The organism is Hyphomicrobiales bacterium (genome assembly GCA_030688605.1).
Taxonomy (GTDB): domain Bacteria; phylum Pseudomonadota; class Alphaproteobacteria; order Rhizobiales; family NORP267; genus JAUYJB01.
Map to the genome: position 1 here is coordinate 1 of JAUYJB010000001.1, position 17064 is coordinate 17064.

Here is a 17064-nt window from a genome sequence, read left to right on the forward strand (position 1 = left end):
CCCTCCCCCTTGACGGGCTATCGGATTCACACATCTTTTTGACTTCAATGATTCCAATAACTTATCTGCCCTACCTTAGGAGAAACGGTCAGTATCCGGTGCCTTCGCATTTGTTGGAAAGACTCGCTTTTTCGAAATGGCTTGGGCGGCTCACTTGAGATGTGTGCATACGATAGCCTTGACGGGGGAGGGATGCTAAGCGTTGGCGCGGGCTGGCCCCGCGCCTTACGCGGAGCCGGGTGGGGGTGAAGCCTTGGGCCCCATCTTCACTCTCCATTAACCAGCAACAATTTTTTCCGGGCAAAGTTATCCCCGCTCTGAAAACCGCCCTTAGACTCGGATGCATCTTCTCCCGTGCGGGGGCGTGGTCTGGATCCGACACCGCCCACGGGGAGAGGAGCGGCGCCTCCGGCGGGTCTGCGTTCGTTAGTCGGCGCGGCCGCCCGGGGAGGCCGTCCAGGCCGCCCGTACCGTACTATGGCGGGGCTGCCCGTTTGGGGCTTAAGGCGACCGGGCTAGCCCCTATCTCGAAAGAGCCCTGGGGCGGTCAAGGCGGGTGAAGAGCCCGCTGCCCGGCGCGTCGAAGATGCGGTCGGACAATGGCCCAAAATCGCCGCGGCGGCCGCTTCGCGGAGCGCCAGTCTATTAGTGCGGTGCGACGTGAAGCGCCCGCGCCCCCGCAGCCCATGGGCGACGGGGAAAGTTAAGGCATAAGCCGGAGCGGTCCTGCTCGCGGCAATGGCGAAGCTTGCCCTGACACTCGGGGCGGTCTTCGTTTGCTCTTTGACAGTGTGGTCGCGCAGCAGGGTCTTGCCCCAACGCGTTATTCTTGCGTCTCTCAGCGGCCGTGGCGGTCGCGCAGGATGGCGTTGAGGATCTTGTTGAGCTGCCCCTTCGCCGCCGGGCTCTCGACCTCGACGCTGACCTCGAGCGTGCCGCGCGGCGGCTCGATGAAGTCGCGGTAGAAGGTCTCAAGGTCGATCTCCTCCTCGCCCTCGGGCACCGCCTCGTCCTCGGGCAGGCGCTGAGCCGTATCGTCCTCGAAGCGGATGCGCAGCGTCCAGCGGGCGCTGCCGGGCGGCGGCGTGACCTCCAACAGGCCGACTTCGAGCACGTCGCTCAGCTCGTCGCGCTCCTCGTCGCCGAGACCGGAAAGCTCGCGCGCGGCAATCTCCGGCGCCTCGTAGGCGCGGGAGGCCGACACTTCGAGCTTTCGGCACCCCCTCCGCTGCTCGTCGAGCAGCCACAGGACCACCTGCTCGGGCGCGATGTCGAGTGAGTAGCGTTCCATGCCGACCTCCCCTGGCTCCCCCTGGGGCGCCCCAGAGGCAGAACCGCCCCCCATTCTCGTCCCTGTCCGCAAAACGTCATTGATCGGGGTCAAGATGCGACATGAGATGGCCCAATTGCGCTATGCTTGAGGCTGTTGATCCATGCGGATGGGGGATTGGGGCATGGCGGGAAAAGGCGGCAGACCCGCGCGGCGGGGAAATGGCGGCCGGATCACGCTTGCCCTGTCGGGCGACGTGATGACCGGCCGCGGCATCGACCAGGTGCTGCCGAAGCCCTGCGACCCGCGGCTCCATGAGGGCTATGTGGCCTCGGCGCGCGATTATGTGGCGCTTGCCGAAGACGCCAACGGCAAGATCCGCTATCCGGTCGATCTGGCCTATGTCTGGGGCGACGTGCTGGCGGCGCGCGACGCGCTTGCGCCGGATGCCTGGATCGTCAATCTGGAGACCGCCGTCACCCGCTCCGACGATCATGCGCCGAAGGGCATCAACTACCGGATGAGCCCGGAAAACGCCGCTTGCCTTGCCGCCGCCGGCATCGACTGCTGCACGCTCGCCAACAACCATGTCCTCGATTGGGGCTTGGAGGGCCTGACGGACACGCTTGCGACCCTGCCGGCCCTGGGCCTGAAGATCGCCGGCGCAGGGGCTAACGCGGCGGCCGCGGCGGCGCCCGCGATCATTGAATGCGGCGCTGGCCGCGTCCTCGTCTTCGCCTTCGGCTCGCCGTCGAGCGGCGTTCCCCTCGACTGGGCCGCGACGGCGGAGTGTCCGGGCGTCAATCTCTTGGCCGACCTCAGCGAGGAGAGCGCCGAGACCATCGCCGCCCAGGTCGGCGCGGCGCGCGGGCCGGGTGACATCGTCGTCGCTTCGATCCATTGGGGCGGCAATTGGGGCTATGCGATCTCGCTGCAGAAGCGCCGCTTCGCGCAATGGCTGATCGACGCCGGCGCCGTCGACATCGTCCACGGCCATTCCTCGCACCACCCCAAGGGGATCGAGCTCTATCACGGCAAGCCGATCCTCTATGGCTGCGGCGACTTTCTCAACGATTACGAGGGTATACGCGGTTATGAGGCCTATCGCGGCGATCTCGTCCTGCTCTACGCCGCGAGCTTCGATGCCGGCGCAGGCGCGCTCAGGGCATTTCGCATGCTGCCGTTCCGGGTCAGGCGATTCTCGCTGGTCCGCGCCTCGCCCGAGGAGGCGGAGTGGCTGGCGGGGATGCTGGCCCGGGAGAGCGCGCCGCTCGGCGTCGCCATAGAGCGCGACAGGGACGGCGTCATCGCCGCGCGGCTGTCTTGACGCACGTCATGGCGAAAGGGCGAAGAAAGAGTGGAACATAGCGATGATGAGCAAAACTGCGCCCGATTACGGCCGCTTGCGGGAGGAGATGGTCGAGTTCCAGATTGCCGGCCGCGACATCGATGACCCGCTGGTGCTCGATGCGATGCGCACCGTGCCCCGGCACGAATTCGTCGACGAGCGATACCGCGATCTCGCCTATGCCGACATGCCGTTGCCGATCGGCGAGGGGCAGACGATCTCGCAGCCCTATATGGTCGCCTACATGACCCAGGCGCTGGCTCTGAAGGGCGGCGAGCGGGTGCTCGAGATCGGCGCCGGCTGCGGCTATGCGGCAGCCGTGCTGGGGGCCATCGCCGCCGAGGTCTATACCGTCGAGCGCCTGCACGGGCTGGTCGAGACGGCGCGCAAGACGCTCGAGCGGCTCGGCTATGACAATGTCCACGTCATCGAGGCGGACGGCACCAAGGGCTGGCCGGAGGCGGTGCCCTATGACGGCGTCAGCGTCACCGCCAGCGGGCCGCGGGTGCCGGATGCGCTGAAAGACCAGCTCAAGGTCGGCGGCCGGCTGGTGATCCCGGTCGAGCGGCCCGGCGGCATGCAGCAGCTGGTGCGGGTGACGCGGACGGCGGAGGACCGCTTCGAGGAAGAGGACCTGTTCTGGGTCGCCTTCGTGCCGTTGATCGGGGCGGAGGGCTGGAGCGGGAACGGAGACGGCCCGACCCATGATCCGGCGCTCACCTTGATGCCGTTCGACGAGCCGTAGCCGATGGACGCCCTGGTTCTGAGCGCGCTGCCGGCCGGCGCCGGGCCGGCCGAGATCGTCGAGCGCAAGGGCCTCGGCCATCCGGATACGATCTGCGATGCACTGGCGGAGGCCTTTTCGCGCAATCTGAGCCGCCACTATCGCGACCGCTACGGCGCCATCCTGCATCACAATGTCGACAAGGCGCTGTTGCGCGGCGGCAGCGCCAAGGCGCGTTTCGGCGGTGGAGAGGTGCTTGAGCCGATCGACATTTATCTGTGCGGGCGCGCGGTGACGCGCATCGGTAATGACGATGTCCCGATCGAGGAGATCGCGGTCGAAGGCTCGCGGCAATGGCTGGCCGGGAACATGCACGCGCTCGATCCTGAGCGCCATGTTTGCATCCACAATCTGGTGCGGCCCGGCTCGGTCGATCTCGTCGAGGTCTTCGAGCGCCAGCGGCAGGCGAAGGTGCCGTTTTCCAACGACACCTCCTTCGGGGTCGGCTATGCGCCGCTGTCGCCGGTGGAAGAGCTGGTGCGCGCGGCAGGCGCAAGCCTTGCAGGCGAAGCGGGCGGCGGGCTGCCGCCGGCGCGCGGCGAGGACGTCAAGATCATGGCGTTCCGGCGCGATCAGCGGCTCGAAATGACCGTCGCCTGCGCCATGATCGGCCCGCAGCTCGGCGACATGGACTCCTATCTTGCCGAAAAGCGGGCGGCCGAAAACAAAGTGCGGGCGCTCGCCGCTGCTCACGGCTTCGTGGAAGCCCGGATCGCGGTCAACACGGCGGACGATGTCGCCGCCGGCTCGGTCTATCTCACGGTTACCGGGACCTCGGCGGAAGCCGGAGACGACGGGCAGGTCGGTCGCGGCAATCGGATGAACGGCCTCATCACCCCGCACCGGCCGATGAGCCTGGAGGCCGCCGCCGGCAAGAACCCGGTCACCCATGTCGGCAAGCTCTATAACGCGCTTGCCGGGATCATCGCCGAGGCCTTGTGCGCCGAGCTCGAACAGGTGGCGGCGGCGCAATGCATGCTCGTCAGCCGCATCGGCCACCCGATCACCGACCCGGCGCTGGTCGAGATCCGCATCGCCACCGCGGACGGTACCCCGGTCGAGGACTTGCGGTCGCGCGTCGAAGAGATCGCCTCAGCCCGCATTGCCAATGTGACGGAGCTTGCCGAGGATTTCCTGGAAGGCCGCCGTGCTGTGGCCTGATGCGTCACGCTTGGCGATAGTGGCGCCGGCACTCCTCCTCGCGGCCGCGCACCACTCGCTGCCCCTCCAGGCTGCCGCGCGTCTCGGTCACCACCGTGCACTGGCCTTCCGGGTCGTTGTCGGTGTGGAAGTAGATCACTACCCAGTCGCGGGTGCGGCCGAGCTCGTGGGCCAGCGGCGTATTGGAGAAAAGCGCGGTGAACTCCCAGTCACCGCGCTGGGCATGCAGGATCGGTAGCCAGGCGGTCCCGGTCGGGTTGAACCGCCGCGGTGCGATCTTCGGCAGGGTGTCGGCCTTGGCCTTGCGCCGATATTCGGCATCGACGTCGAGGATGAGGCCGACGTCGGGGCGCGCCGGCAGCGCACCGGAGAGCTGTGGGCGGCGGCGGGCGAGCATGGCGGCAAGGGCATGGCGGACAATCGCGGCGCGCCGCGGCCCGAGGCCCGGCACCCGCTCCAGGCTGCCGTCATGGGCGGCAAGCTCCAGCGCCTCCAGCGTGTCGATATGCAGATGGTCGTGGATGCGCCGGGCAAGCTCCGGCCCGATGCCGGGTACCGTCTGGAACGCCTTGACCGGGTCGAGCGTGCCGCGCAGGCGATCGAGTTGCGACCAGCGGCCGGTGCGCACCATCTCGGCGATGGCGGCGGCAAGCGAGCGGCCGATATGGGGCAGCGCCTCGAGCCCTTCCTCGCCGTCCTCCTCAAAGATCGCCGCCACGTCGCGGTCGAGCGCGGCGATGGTGTCGGCGGCGTGGCGATAGGCGGAGACGCGGAAAGGGTTGGCCTGCTGCTGGGCGAGCAGGGCTGCCGCCTCGCGCAGCTTCTCGGCGATGAAGCCGTTCCAACCGCCGTCGGCGGGTGCCGTGCCTGTTTCTGCCTTTGCTGCTCGCATGCGTCAATCTGGGCCCGAAAGGCTCCACCCCCCGGATCAGGTGGTGATGAACCTGGTTGCCGCGCCGTTCATTACCAGGCAGGTCAGCTTGCCGGAGAAGACGGCGCCGGTGTCGATATTGATGCGGTTGGGGCGAACGTCTGCTGTTTCGACGGGCGTGTGACCGTGTACCACGATCTTACCGAAATCCGTGTGGCTGGAGTGAAAAGGCTCGCGGATCCACAGCAGATCGTCCGCCGTCTGTGCCTCGAGCGGCACCCCGGGGCGCACGCCGGCGTGACAGAAGAAATAGCGGCCGGCTTGGAACCACATCTTGAGCCCGTTCAGGAAGCTCAAATGCGCCGCCGGCAAGCACGCCTTCAGATCACGGGCGGCGCGCTCGAACCCACCGCCGTTATAGATCGCGTCGATATCGACGCCGTAGGAAGCGAGCGTCTCCATGCCGCCATTGCGCCGCCACAGATCGCCCAGCCCCGGATCGTCGAGAAAATCCAACAAGATCTGCTCGTGATTGCCGCGCAAATGCACCGACGGTGGCGGGAAGCCCTCGATCAGCCGCTCGATGACCTTCGCGGATTGCGGCCCGCGGTCGACATAGTCTCCGAGGAATATCAACAGGCTTTCCTTGCGGCCTTGATGCTCCCAGTCGGCGACGATCTTGTGTTCGAGTTCGGCCAGAAGGTCGGCGCACCCGTGAATGTCACCGACGGCATAAAGGATTCGATCCGCTTGGTTCTTGGCTTGTTGCGTCACGTATGCCCCTCCCGGCGATGTGCAGCCATTTGACCGGGATGAATTTGCGCTGTGGGACGGCGCGTTTCACACTGATATGTGGGGCGCCGCGGGCCGTACGCAAAGATGCGGCGGCAGGAGACGGCTCGGCCGGCTTTGCTCGATCCCCATTCTGCATCCATAGCGGTGCGCGCGCCTCAGCGCTTGCCGACTTCATCACCAACGGCCATTTCTTTTCCAACCTCAAAAAGGCACGCGGCGTGGCGCTGACGCGCCGGGCGAAGCTCGCCTATAACCATGAACCGCTCTAGCGTCGCCCTGCCGGACGGAAGGCTGTCCCTGCCGGTCTGGTTCGGCTACCGAGATGAAGAGGCGCTTGCCGCAGACTGTCTTCAGGCCCAACTGACCGTCCGCTTCATCGGCCAGTATTATTTGGAAAAGCCGCGGCGCAGCGGCTTGCTTCTGGGTTGCACAGGCGTCGGCGGACAGGCCCTTGAAACAGCCGCACGGCGGATTGCCGCGATCATCCAGCATTACGCGATTTGAGATGTTCCGGCTCTAGGTCGGCCGGCTCGGCTCGCGGCCCATTTCGCACTCTGAACGGTGCGTGCGCATCCTGCCACTCAGTTCGCGCAGGGCTCCCTCGGAAAACCGCTTGCGGGCGATCGGCAGGATCACCGTGCTCTCCCAATGCAGGTGCCGGCGGTAACTCTCGAAGAAACCGCGCAGCATATAGCCGAGCGTATTCGGATTCCTGACGGGCGCGCCGCCGGCCATGGCGCCGAGCGCCTCGATGATCTCGCCGGCAAAGCTGAGGTCGATCGTTTTCTCCATGATCAAGCGCGGCAGCATGTCCTCGACGCGGTCCTCGGGCAGGCAGTGGGCCTGCAGGAGGGGAAACACTCCCTCGTTCATGTCGCGCTGCAACAGCGGCAGGTCATTGCTTAGGCCAGCCACCGCCCTGGTCATCACTGCGGCGTCAATCTTACCCGGCAGGCTGTCGGCGATCTCCTCCAGCGCGTCGCACAGGGATACCTGGCCAGCATGCTGGAGCTCGATCAGATCAAGAGGGTTGGGTGTCGACACCGACTCTTCGTTCGTGCTCGGCTGCGAAACGCCAAGCCCGTGTAGACGCGGCTCGGACATTTGGCGGTTCCTCATCATTTGGATGCCCGTTTTTGGACCGTCTGGCGGGTCTTTTTTACTCCACCTACTCTGTTCGGCTGCGAGCGGCTTTGATTTGTGTCAATGCCTCCCACCACCGCAGGAGGGACGGTGCCCCAGATACGGCGCCCAGGTCACTCCGGGCCGCGGGCGCCGGACATGATGTCGCATAGGGACTGCTGGACGGCCGTGGCGGAGGATATGTAATGGGGGCGATTGCGACGATCATCCTACTGGGCCTTGGCGGACTGGGGGCGCTCGTCGTGGCGGTAAAGGCCGAAGACGGGCTGTTTGCCGCCCACGCATGGGTGGTGGTCCTGGCCTGCCTCGTCACCATCGCCATTCGCATCAGGACGATGCCGAGCGGCGGCGGCAAGGTTGAAAAAAGCAAATATCTCGACAGTGTCGTGCGCGCCGGCACCATCGCCACACTGTTCTGGGGCATCGCCGGCTTTCTGGTCGGCCTCGTCATCGCCCTGCAGCTCGCCTATCCGGTGCTCAATCTCGACTTGCCCTGGACCACCTTCGGCAGGCTGAGGCCGCTGCACACGTCCGCCGTCATCTTTGCCTTCGGCGGCAACGCGCTTTTGTGCACCAGCTTCTACGTCGTCCAGCGCACCACGGGCGCCAGGCTCGCCTTCGGCAATCTCGCCTGGGTCGTATTCTGGGGCTACCAGCTGTTCATCGTGCTGGCGGCGACCGGCTATCTCCTCGGCGTCACCCAGTCGAAGGAATATGCGGAGCCCGAATGGTACGTCGATCTGTGGCTGACCCTCGTCTGGGTCGCCTATCTGGCGGTGTTCTTGGGGACCATCTACAAGCGCAAGGAGCCGCACATCTATGTGGCGAACTGGTTTTATCTCTCCTTCATCGTCACCATCGCAATGCTGCACGTGGTCAATAATCTCGCCGTGCCGGTGTCGTTCCTCGGCACCAAGAGCTACGTGGTGTGGGCCGGCGTGCAGGATGCCCTCACCCAGTGGTGGTACGGGCACAACGCGGTCGGCTTCTTCCTCACCGCCGGCTTCCTCGGCATGATGTATTATTTCGTACCCAAACGGGCCGAGCGGCCGATCTATTCCTACCGTCTGTCAGTGGTGCACTTCTGGTCGCTGATCTTCCTCTATATCTGGGCCGGCCCCCACCATCTCCACTACACGGCACTGCCGGACTGGGCGCAGACGCTGGGCATGGTGTTTTCGGTGATGCTGTGGATGCCGAGTTGGGGCGGCATGATCAACGGGTTGATGACGCTGTCCGGCGCCTGGGACAAGCTGCGGACCGATCCCGTCATCCGCATGATGGTCATCTCGGTCGCCTTCTACGGCATGTCGACCTTCGAGGGGCCGTTGATGTCGGTGAAGGCGGTCAACTCGCTCAGCCACTATACCGACTGGACGATCGGCCACGTGCATTCGGGCGCGCTCGGCTGGGTCGGGATGATCTCCTTCGGCTCCCTCTACTATCTGGTGCCGAAGCTGTGGAACCGGCCGGAGCTCTACTCTCTACGGCTCGTCAACTGGCACTTCTGGCTGGCGACGTTGGGCATCGTCCTTTACGCCGCCGCGATGTGGGTTTCCGGCATCATGCAGGGTCTGATGTGGCGCGAATATGATTCTCTCGGCTTCCTCGTCTACTCCTTCGCGGAGAGCGTTCAGGCGATGCATCCCTTCTATCTGATCCGCGCCACCGGCGGAGGGCTGTTCCTCATCGGCGCGCTGGTCATGGTCTACAACATTTGGCGCACCATTCTCGGCCACCAGCGCTCCGAGGCGCCGATGGGCGCGCCCGCCGCGTCGCGCGCTTAGACGCGGAGGAGATCGGGCAATGATCGATCACAAGAAAATCGAGACCAACGCGACGCTCCTCCTGGTGCTCAGCCTTCTCGTCGTCACCGTCGGCGGCATCGTCGAGATCGCGCCGCTGTTCTATCTGCAGAACACGGTGGAGAAGGTGGAGGGGATACGGCCCTATACGCCGCTGGAGCTGGCCGGGCGCAACATCTACGTCCGCGAGGGCTGCTATGTCTGCCACAGCCAGATGGTCCGCCCGTTCCGCGACGAGGTCGAGCGCTACGGCCCCTTCTCGTTGGCGGCCGAGAGCATGTACGACCACCCGTTCCAATGGGGCTCGAAGCGAACGGGGCCGGATCTTGCCCGCGTTGGCGGCCGCTACTCGGACACATGGCACGTGGAGCATCTGACCGACCCGCGCGCACTGGTGCCCGAATCGGTGATGCCGTCTTATGGGTTCCTGGCCCGGACCGAACTTGAGGCGGACGATATCGCCGCGCACCTGCAAGCCAACCGCGCCGTCGGCGTGCCCTATACCGACGAGATGATCGAAAATGCAGCCGTCGACCTCAAGGCACAAACCAACGAGGAGGACGACGGCGTCGACGCGCTCTGGGAGCGCTACGGTGGGCAGATCGCGGTGCGTGACTTCGACGGCGAGCCTGCGCGGATCACCGAGATGGACGCGATGGTCGCCTATCTGCAAATGCTCGGCACGCTGGTCGACTTCACCGTCTACAAGGCGGACGCGCCGGAAAATCTGAGGTAAGGCCAATGGAATATGAGACGCTACGTCATCTTGCCGACACCTGGGGGCTGGTGTTCCTGGTCGTCGTTTTCCTTGCCGTCATCATGTGGGTGATGCGGCCGGGCGCCGAGGAGATCTACGAGGATACCGCCCGCATCCCGCTCAAAGAGGACTAATCCATGGCGGAGCCCGAACGCGACCAAGTGAGCGGAACCGAAACCACGGGCCATGAGTGGGACGGCATCAAGGAGCTCAATACGCCGCTGCCGAGATGGTGGCTGTGGACCTTCTATGCGACCATCGTTTGGGCGCTGATCTACACCATTCTCTATCCGGCATGGCCGCTGGTAAGCTCCGCGACCAGCGGCGTTCTCGGCTATTCGAGCCGCGCTGAAGTGGCCGCGAACATCGCCGCCGCCAAGGCGGCGCAAAGCCAGTATCTGGATCAGATCGCAGTCCTTCCCCTCGAAGACATCCGCGCCGACCAGTCGCTGTTCGAATTTGCGCTGGCCGGCGGCAGGTCGGCCTTCGCGGTCAACTGTTCGCCTTGCCACGGCTCCGGCGCGCAAGGGGGGCGGGGATTTCCCAATCTCAACGATGACGACTGGCTGTGGGGCGGCTCGCTCGATGGCATCGACATGAGCATCCGCCACGGCATCCGCTACGCCGCCGACGAGGATGCGCGGATTTCGGAGATGCCCGCCTTCGGCCGCGATGGGCTGCTGGAGCCGGCGCAGATCGCCGACGTGGTGCAATTCGTGCTGTCGCTTTCCGGCAAGGACCATGAGGCGGACTCCACGATCCGCGGGGTGCAGATCTTTACCGACAATTGCGCGGACTGCCATGGCGCCACCGGAGACGGCGACCGGAACCAGGGAGCACCGGCGCTAAACGATGCGATCTGGCTTTACGGTGACAGCGCCGAGGCAATTGCCGCACAAGTGACCAACCCGAACCACGGCGTCATGCCGGCCTGGGCCAGGCGGCTCGACGATACAGTCATCAAGCAGCTGGCGCTTTACGTGCATTCGTTGGGCGGCGGTGAATAGCTATTGTGGCCGGAACCTTGACGACAAAATAAGGTTTCAGCCGTTTGGACCTGTCGATGAACACCGTCATGCGCGACGTTGACGCGGTCGACCGCGTCGATGTCGAACCCGTCAGCAAGGAAGCGACGCGCGAGCTCTACAAGGCGCGCGTGAAGATCTTCCCGATGCGCTCCTCGGGCACCTTCCGCGCCCTCAAATGGTGGGTGATGGCGGTGACGCTCGCCATCTACTATCTTACCCCCTGGATCCGCTGGGACCGCGGTCCCTTCGCGCCGGACCAGGCGGTGCTCGTCGACCTCGCCCACCGCCGATTCTATTTCTTCTTTGTCGAGATCTGGCCGCAGGAATTCTACTATGTCGCGGGCCTGCTGATCATGGCCGGCGTCGGCCTGTTCCTAGTCACCTCGGTGCTCGGCCGCGCCTGGTGCGGCTATACCTGCCCGCAGACCGTCTGGGTCGACCTGTTCCTGGTGGTGGAGCGTTTCGTCGAGGGCGACCGCAATGCCCGCATCATGCTCGACCGGGCCCGGTGGACGCTGGAAAAGATCGCAAAGCGGGTTGTCAAACACGCGGCCTGGCTGGTCATCGCGGTCGCCACCGGGGGGGCCTGGATCTTCTATTTCGCCGACGCGCCGTGGCTGGCCCAGGCGCTCGTCACCGGCGAGGCCCCGTTCATCGCCTATTCCACCATAGCCGTCCTCACGGGCACCACCTACCTATTCGCCGGCTTCATGCGCGAGCAGGTGTGCATCTATATGTGCCCGTGGCCGCGCATCCAGTCGGCGATGTTCGACGAAAACACGCTGATCGTCACCTATAACGACTGGCGCGGCGAGCCGCGCGGATACCTGGCGAAGCAGCGCGACCCCTCGCTCGGCGACTGCGTCGCCTGCAACATGTGCGTTGCCGTGTGCCCGCAAGGCATCGACATCCGCGACGGCCAGCAGCTCGAATGCATCTCCTGTGCACTGTGCATCGACGCCTGCAACGGGGTGATGGACAGGATCGGCAAGCCGCGCGGGCTGATTTCCTACACCACGCTCACCGACTTCAAGGAGCGCGCGGCGGGCAAGGTGGCCAAGCTTTCCTGGCGCGAGGTGGTGCGCCTGCGCACCATCGTCTACGCCTCCGTATGGGCGCTTGCCGGCCTCGCCATGCTGGCTGTGCTGGCCGACCGCGACCGGCTCGAGGTCAATGTGCTGCACGACCGCAATCCTCTGTATGTGCGGCTGTCCGATGGCGGCGTGCGCAACGGCTACACCGTCAAGATTTTGAACATGGTGCCGCAGCCGCGCAGCTTCGAGCTGTCCCTGGAGGATCTCGAAGGGGCGACCTTCACAGTCGCCGGCAGCGACGCGCCGCCGGCGGAGAGCGTGCGCGTCGATGTCGGCGCCGACCGGGTGCGCTCGCTCAGGGTTTATGTCACCGTCGGGCCGGCTTATGTTAGAGCCGGCCGGACAGAGTTCGAGTTCGAGGTCGAGGACGTCGCCGGCGAGGAAGACGCGGACTACCATGCGGCCTTCCACGCGCCATGACGATAGGGCGAGCGGGCCATGGCAAAGGGAAATCCACGCGAGTTTACCGGCCGGCACATGCTGGCGGCAATCATAGCCTTTTTCGCCGTCGTCATCGGCGCGAACGCGGTGCTGGCGGTGGTCGCGGCAGGCTCCTGGACCGGCCTCGTCGCGCGCAACGGCTATGTGGAGAGCCAGCATTATGGCGAGGTGCTCGCCGATGCGGCCAGGCAAGAGCTTCTCGGCTGGCGCAGCGATCTCGAGGCGGACGCCGACGGCGTTGTCTTCAAAATAACGGATGCGACCGGGCGGCCGCTACCGGGCCTCGCCGTCGCCGCCAGGCTCGGCCGGCCGACCAACGAGGCCGAGGACCGCGCCGTTGAGCTCGACGACCGGGGCGACGGGCTTTATGCCGCGGACGGCGGGCTTGCCGCGGGAGCCTGGAACGTCGAGGTCACCGCGCGCGACGGCGCCGGCCGGCACTACCGCCGCATCTTCCGCCTGTGGGTCCGGGAAGACGGATAGACCATGTCCTGCTGTTCGGTGATCGCCCCGCCGGAACCGGAGCCGAGCGACCTTCCCGACCCTTCCGCCTGGGTGCGCGACGCAGGCGCCGGAAAGCAGCATCTCGACCTGTTGGTGCCGGGCATCCATTGCGCCGCCTGCATCGCCCGCATCGAAAAGGCGCTGAATTCCACACCCGGCGTGACCCACGCGCGCGTCAACATGTCGACGCGCCGGGTCGGAGTCGATTGGCGCGCCGGAGAGGCGGACCCCGCCGCCCTCGTCAGGCGCGTCGCGGCGCTGGGCTACCGGGTTCAGCCGTTCGACGCGGCGGCTATCGCTGCGGGCGACGACGACGCGGCGGGAAGGGAACTGTTGCGGTCGCTGGCGGTCGCGGGCTTCGCCGCCGCCAATATCATGCTGCTTTCGGTCTCGGTGTGGTCGGGGGCGCAAGGTCCGACCCGCGACCTGTTCCACGCCATCTCGGCGCTGATCGCCATTCCGGCCATCGCCTATGCCGGGCGCCCCTTCTTCCGGTCCGCATTCGCCGCGCTGAAGGGCGGCGGACTCAACATGGACGTGCCGATCTCGCTCGCCGTGCTGCTGGCGGCGGGAACCAGCCTCTACGAGACCCTCAATCACGGGGCGCACGTCTATTTCGACGCCGCGGTGACGCTTCTGTTCTTCCTGCTCATCGGCCGCTATCTCGACCACAGGCTGCGCGCGCGGGCCCGTTCCGCGGTCGCCGAACTGATGGCGCTCGGCGCCTCCGGCGCGACGCTGATCGAGCCGGGCGGCGGGCGCAGATACGTGCCCCTGTCGCGGGTCAGGCCCGGCATGACGGTGGCGGTCGCCGCCGGCGAGCGGGCGCCGGTGGACGGGGTCGTGGTCAAGGGCAGGAGCGACCTCGACCGGTCGCTGGTCACCGGCGAGACGGTCCCCGAGCCGGCCGGTCCCGGCGCGGCGGTCTATGCCGGCAGCCTCAACCTCACCGGGCCGCTGGAGCTGAAGGTCCAGGCGGCCGGCGCCGATACGTTCCTCGCCGAGGCTATCCGGCTGATGGAGGAGGCCGAGCGCGGCAAGGCGCGCTACGTGGCGCTTGCCGACCGCTTCGCGCGCGTCTACGCGCCCGGCGTGCATCTCCTGGCGGCCGCGACCTTCATCGGCTGGATGTGGGCGACCGGCGGCGACGTTCACGCCTCGATCCTCGCCGCCACCGCGGTTCTCATCATCACCTGCCCCTGCGCCCTGGGGCTCGCCGTGCCAGTGGTCCAGGTGGTCGCCAGCGGCCTCCTGTTCCGCTCCGGAATCATGGTCAAGGATGGGGGAGCCATCGAGAAGCTCGCCGGCATCGACACGGTGGTGTTCGACAAGACCGGCACGCTGACCCGGGGGCGGCCGGCGCTCGTCGATGCTGAAAGCGCGGACGGCGAGGCGATGGCGCTTGCCGTGGGCCTCGCGCGGGAAAGCCGCCACCCCTTGTCGCGCGCGCTCGCGGATGCCGCCGCAAGGCGCGGTATCGAGGCGGCGGAGACAGGCCAAATCCGCGAGGTCCCCGGCGAGGGCCTTGAAGGGGTCCAAGCGGGCAAACGCGTCAGGCTCGGCCGCGCGGAATGGAGCGGCGCCGAAGCGACCGGCGATGCGCGGGCCGAGGGGCTGATGGAGCTTTGGCTGCGTGCCGGCAACGGGCCGGCGATCCGATTCCGCTTCCGCGACGAAATACGCGCCGATGCCGCCGAAACTATCGCCACGCTGCGGGCGGCGGGCCTTGAGGTCGAGCTTCTGTCGGGAGACACGGAGGCCGCCGTGCGCAAGGTCGCCGACAAGCTCGGGATTGAGCGGTTCACCGCCGCGGCGCGCCCCGCCGACAAGGTGGCGCGGCTCGAGGAACTGGGCGCCAATGGGCGCAAGGTGCTGATGGTCGGCGACGGCATCAACGACGCGCCCGCGCTTGCCGCGGCCCACGTCTCCATGTCGCCGGGCACGGCGGCGGATGTGAGCCGCACCGCGGCAAGTTTCGTGTTTCTCAACGATCGTCTGGCGAGCGTTTGCGACTGTTTCGCCCTGGCGCGGCGGGCAAACCGCGTGGTCGGGCAGAATTTCGCGCTTGCCTTCGCCTATAACCTCTTCGCCGTGCCGCTGGCGGTCGCCGGCTTGGCCTCGCCGCTGATCGCGGCGCTCGCCATGTCGTCCTCCTCGCTCACCGTCACCTTGAACGCGCTCAGGCTCAGGATCGGCATGCTCGCGGCCCGCGACCAGGCAGCACCCGCGCCCGCCCCGGCGGGCGATGCGGCGGTGGCGCTGAGGCCCGCGGCATGAGCAACCTTCTGGTGCTGATCCCGGTGGCGCTCTTTCTCGGGGGGCTGGGGCTTGCAGCCTTCCTGTGGGCGCTGCGCTCCGGCCAGTTCGAGGATATGGAGGGTGCCGCCCACCGCATCCTCAACGAGGACGACGACGAGGCTGCCCGAGACGGCGAAATCTAGGCTTCGAGGTGCGGGGCCGGCGGCAGACGGCGGATCAGCCCGCCGGCGCGGCCGAACAGGACCGACAGGGCGTAGAACAGTCCCGCCGCCAGCACGACCGCCGGCCCGGGGGGCTGGCGCAGATGGTAGGCGCCAGCAAGCCCGAGCCAGCAGGATGCGAGCCCGATGGCGAGCGCCGCGACGATCAGGCCGGGCACGCTGCGGGCCCAGAGCTGCGCCGCCGCCGCCGGCACGATCATGATGCCGATGGCCATCAGCGTTCCCAGCGCCCGGAATCCGGCGACCATGTTCAGCACCATCAGCACCAGGAAAGTGAGATGGGCGACGCCGCCGGCGCGGCTGACCGAGCGCAGAAACAGCGGGTCGACGCATTCCATGACGAGCGGGCGATAGATGAGCGCCAGCACGGCGAGGCTGAGGGTTGCCGCCACGGCGAGGAACATGACCGCCGTCCGGTCGAGCGCCTCGACATCGCCGAACAGCAGGTGCACAAGCTCTTCGTCGGCGCCCTTGAGCGAGACGATGGCCACGCCTAGGGCAAGCGCCACGATTAAAAGGGCGGCGAAGCTGGTATCCTCCTTCAGCGTCGTGGCGCGGGCGATCAGGCCCGACAACAGCGCCACCGCCAGGCCCGTCGCGAGCCCGCCCAGGGTCATGACGGTGAGCGACAGGCCGGAGATGAAATAGCCGACGGCGATGCCGGGCAGGATGGCGTGGGACAGGGCATCGCCGATCAGGCTCATGCGCCGCAGCATCAAAAAGACGCCGACCGGCACCGCGCCGAGCGACAGGGCGAAGCCGCCGACCAGCGCCCGCTTCATGACTTCCACCTCGACGAAGGGGGCGAACAGGAGCTCGACGGGGCTCATGCCGCCGCCCGCGGGCATGCGGCAGCCGCCTCGTCCCAGGCCTCCATCATCGAGCGGGCGCGGTCAAGATGCTCCCTGTGGGCAAGGAGCTCCCGCGTCGGCCCCCAGGCGACGGGCTCGCGGGCGAGGATCAGCGTTTCGGGAAAATGGCCGCGCACCATGTCGAGATCATGCAGCACGGCGAGGATCGTCCGGCCTTCGCGATGCCAGCCCTGGATGAGGGCGAGAAGGTCGGCCACCGTCTTCTCGTCGATAGCCATGAACGGCTCGTCGAGGAGGATGAGCGGCGCGTCCTGCAGGGCGAGGCGGGCGAACAGGAGACGCTGCATCTGGCCGCCGGACAGCGTTGCGATGGGCCGGGGCTCGAAGCCGTTAAGGCCACATTCGCCGATGGCGGCGGCGATGCGGGTGCGCTCCCGCCGGCCGATCCGCCCCAGCGCGCCGACCCGACGCCACAGGCCCATGGCGACGAAATCATGGACGCTGATCGGGAAGCTCAGGTCGATGCCGTTGACCTGCGGCAGGTAGGCGATGTCCTTGACCCGGCAGCCGTCGAGCACGATGCGGCCCTGAAGCGGGCGTAAGAGGCCGACGATGCCCTTGAGCAGGGTCGACTTTCCGGCACCGTTGGGGCCGGCGACGGCGAGCAGCGCACCCGCCCGCACCGTGCCGTCAAGATGGTGGATCGCCGGGTGGCGATCATAGCCGAGCGTCAGATTGTCGAAGCGGACGGATGCGGTCATGCCGGCTCTC

General features: G+C 66.7%; 18 protein-coding genes. 12 read left to right on the top strand and 6 right to left on the bottom strand.

Annotated elements, in window-relative coordinates; genetic code table 11:
- Positions 1 to 838: 838 nt before the first annotated feature.
- Positions 839 to 1291 (bottom strand): hypothetical protein, encoded by a 453-nt coding sequence (locus tag Q8P46_00005; GenBank protein ID MDP2618552.1) that lies wholly within the window; start codon positions 1289 to 1291, stop codon positions 839 to 841.
- 163 nt (positions 1292 to 1454) lie between these two features.
- On the opposite strand from Q8P46_00005, the gene Q8P46_00010 reads away from it, so the two are divergent.
- Genes Q8P46_00010 through Q8P46_00020 form a run of 3 tightly spaced genes read left to right on the top strand, consistent with a single transcriptional unit; the run spans position 1455 to position 4563 of the window.
- On the top strand, positions 1455 to 2597 hold the full coding sequence (locus Q8P46_00010) for a CapA family protein (GenBank protein MDP2618553.1): 1143 nt from the start codon (positions 1455 to 1457) through the stop codon (positions 2595 to 2597).
- A gap of 43 nt (positions 2598 to 2640) precedes the next feature.
- Positions 2641 to 3363, top strand: coding sequence for a protein-L-isoaspartate(D-aspartate) O-methyltransferase (locus tag Q8P46_00015; protein MDP2618554.1), 723 nt, complete (start codon positions 2641 to 2643; stop codon positions 3361 to 3363).
- Between the two features lie 3 nt (positions 3364 to 3366).
- Positions 3367 to 4563, top strand: coding sequence for a methionine adenosyltransferase (locus Q8P46_00020; protein ID MDP2618555.1), 1197 nt, complete (start codon positions 3367 to 3369; stop codon positions 4561 to 4563).
- Positions 4564 to 4567: 4 nt separating this feature from the next.
- On the opposite strand, the gene Q8P46_00025 is transcribed toward Q8P46_00020, so the two are convergent.
- Together Q8P46_00025 and Q8P46_00030 are read right to left on the bottom strand one after the other, a co-directional pair.
- Complete coding sequence (locus Q8P46_00025; GenBank protein MDP2618556.1) at positions 4568 to 5455, bottom strand: helix-hairpin-helix domain-containing protein; 888 nt, start codon at positions 5453 to 5455, stop codon at positions 4568 to 4570.
- A gap of 36 nt (positions 5456 to 5491) precedes the next feature.
- Positions 5492 to 6208, bottom strand: a complete 717-nt coding sequence (locus Q8P46_00030; GenBank protein MDP2618557.1) for a metallophosphoesterase family protein — start codon at positions 6206 to 6208, stop codon at positions 5492 to 5494.
- A gap of 276 nt (positions 6209 to 6484) precedes the next feature.
- Between Q8P46_00030 and Q8P46_00035 the strand changes: the two genes are divergently transcribed.
- Positions 6485 to 6733 carry a hypothetical protein gene (locus Q8P46_00035; GenBank protein MDP2618558.1) on the top strand — a complete coding sequence of 83 codons (249 nt, stop codon included), beginning with the start codon at positions 6485 to 6487 and terminating at the stop codon, positions 6731 to 6733.
- A 12-nt stretch (positions 6734 to 6745) separates the two neighbouring features.
- On the opposite strand, the gene Q8P46_00040 is transcribed toward Q8P46_00035, so the two are convergent.
- Complete coding sequence (locus Q8P46_00040) at positions 6746 to 7333, bottom strand: hemerythrin domain-containing protein (GenBank protein MDP2618559.1); 588 nt, start codon at positions 7331 to 7333, stop codon at positions 6746 to 6748.
- A gap of 224 nt (positions 7334 to 7557) precedes the next feature.
- Between Q8P46_00040 and ccoN the strand changes: the two genes are divergently transcribed.
- The 8 genes from ccoN (at position 7558) to ccoS (ending at position 15442) form a co-directional block, all read left to right on the top strand.
- Positions 7558 to 9159, top strand: coding sequence for a cytochrome-c oxidase, cbb3-type subunit I (gene ccoN / locus Q8P46_00045; GenBank protein MDP2618560.1), 1602 nt, complete (start codon positions 7558 to 7560; stop codon positions 9157 to 9159).
- Between the two features lie 19 nt (positions 9160 to 9178).
- A complete protein-coding gene (gene ccoO, locus Q8P46_00050; GenBank protein ID MDP2618561.1) occupies positions 9179 to 9913 on the top strand; it encodes a cytochrome-c oxidase, cbb3-type subunit II in 735 nt (244 codons plus the stop codon).
- 5 nt (positions 9914 to 9918) lie between these two features.
- Positions 9919 to 10068, top strand: coding sequence for a cbb3-type cytochrome c oxidase subunit 3 (locus tag Q8P46_00055; protein MDP2618562.1), 150 nt, complete (start codon positions 9919 to 9921; stop codon positions 10066 to 10068).
- A gap of 3 nt (positions 10069 to 10071) precedes the next feature.
- Positions 10072 to 10941 carry a cytochrome-c oxidase, cbb3-type subunit III gene (ccoP, locus tag Q8P46_00060; GenBank protein ID MDP2618563.1) on the top strand — a complete coding sequence of 290 codons (870 nt, stop codon included), beginning with the start codon at positions 10072 to 10074 and terminating at the stop codon, positions 10939 to 10941.
- Positions 10942 to 11009: 68 nt separating this feature from the next.
- Entirely contained in the window at positions 11010 to 12476 is a 1467-nt protein-coding gene (ccoG, locus tag Q8P46_00065; GenBank protein ID MDP2618564.1) for a cytochrome c oxidase accessory protein CcoG, read from the top strand.
- Positions 12477 to 12494: 18 nt separating this feature from the next.
- Positions 12495 to 12980 (top strand): FixH family protein, encoded by a 486-nt coding sequence (locus tag Q8P46_00070; GenBank protein ID MDP2618565.1) that lies wholly within the window; start codon positions 12495 to 12497, stop codon positions 12978 to 12980.
- A 3-nt stretch (positions 12981 to 12983) separates the two neighbouring features.
- Positions 12984 to 15278, top strand: a complete 2295-nt coding sequence (locus Q8P46_00075) for a heavy metal translocating P-type ATPase (protein ID MDP2618566.1) — start codon at positions 12984 to 12986, stop codon at positions 15276 to 15278.
- Positions 15275 to 15442 carry a cbb3-type cytochrome oxidase assembly protein CcoS gene (gene ccoS, locus Q8P46_00080; GenBank protein ID MDP2618567.1) on the top strand — a complete coding sequence of 56 codons (168 nt, stop codon included), beginning with the start codon at positions 15275 to 15277 and terminating at the stop codon, positions 15440 to 15442. The genes Q8P46_00075 and ccoS overlap by 4 nt, the downstream gene beginning before the upstream one ends.
- On the opposite strand, the gene Q8P46_00085 is transcribed toward ccoS, so the two are convergent.
- Positions 15439 to 16329 carry a metal ABC transporter permease gene (locus Q8P46_00085; GenBank protein MDP2618568.1) on the bottom strand — a complete coding sequence of 297 codons (891 nt, stop codon included), beginning with the start codon at positions 16327 to 16329 and terminating at the stop codon, positions 15439 to 15441. The genes ccoS and Q8P46_00085 overlap by 4 nt on opposite strands.
- Positions 16308 to 17054, bottom strand: coding sequence for an ABC transporter ATP-binding protein (locus tag Q8P46_00090; GenBank protein ID MDP2618569.1), 747 nt, complete (start codon positions 17052 to 17054; stop codon positions 16308 to 16310). The genes Q8P46_00085 and Q8P46_00090 overlap by 22 nt, the downstream gene beginning before the upstream one ends.
- Positions 17055 to 17064 lie beyond the last annotated feature (10 nt).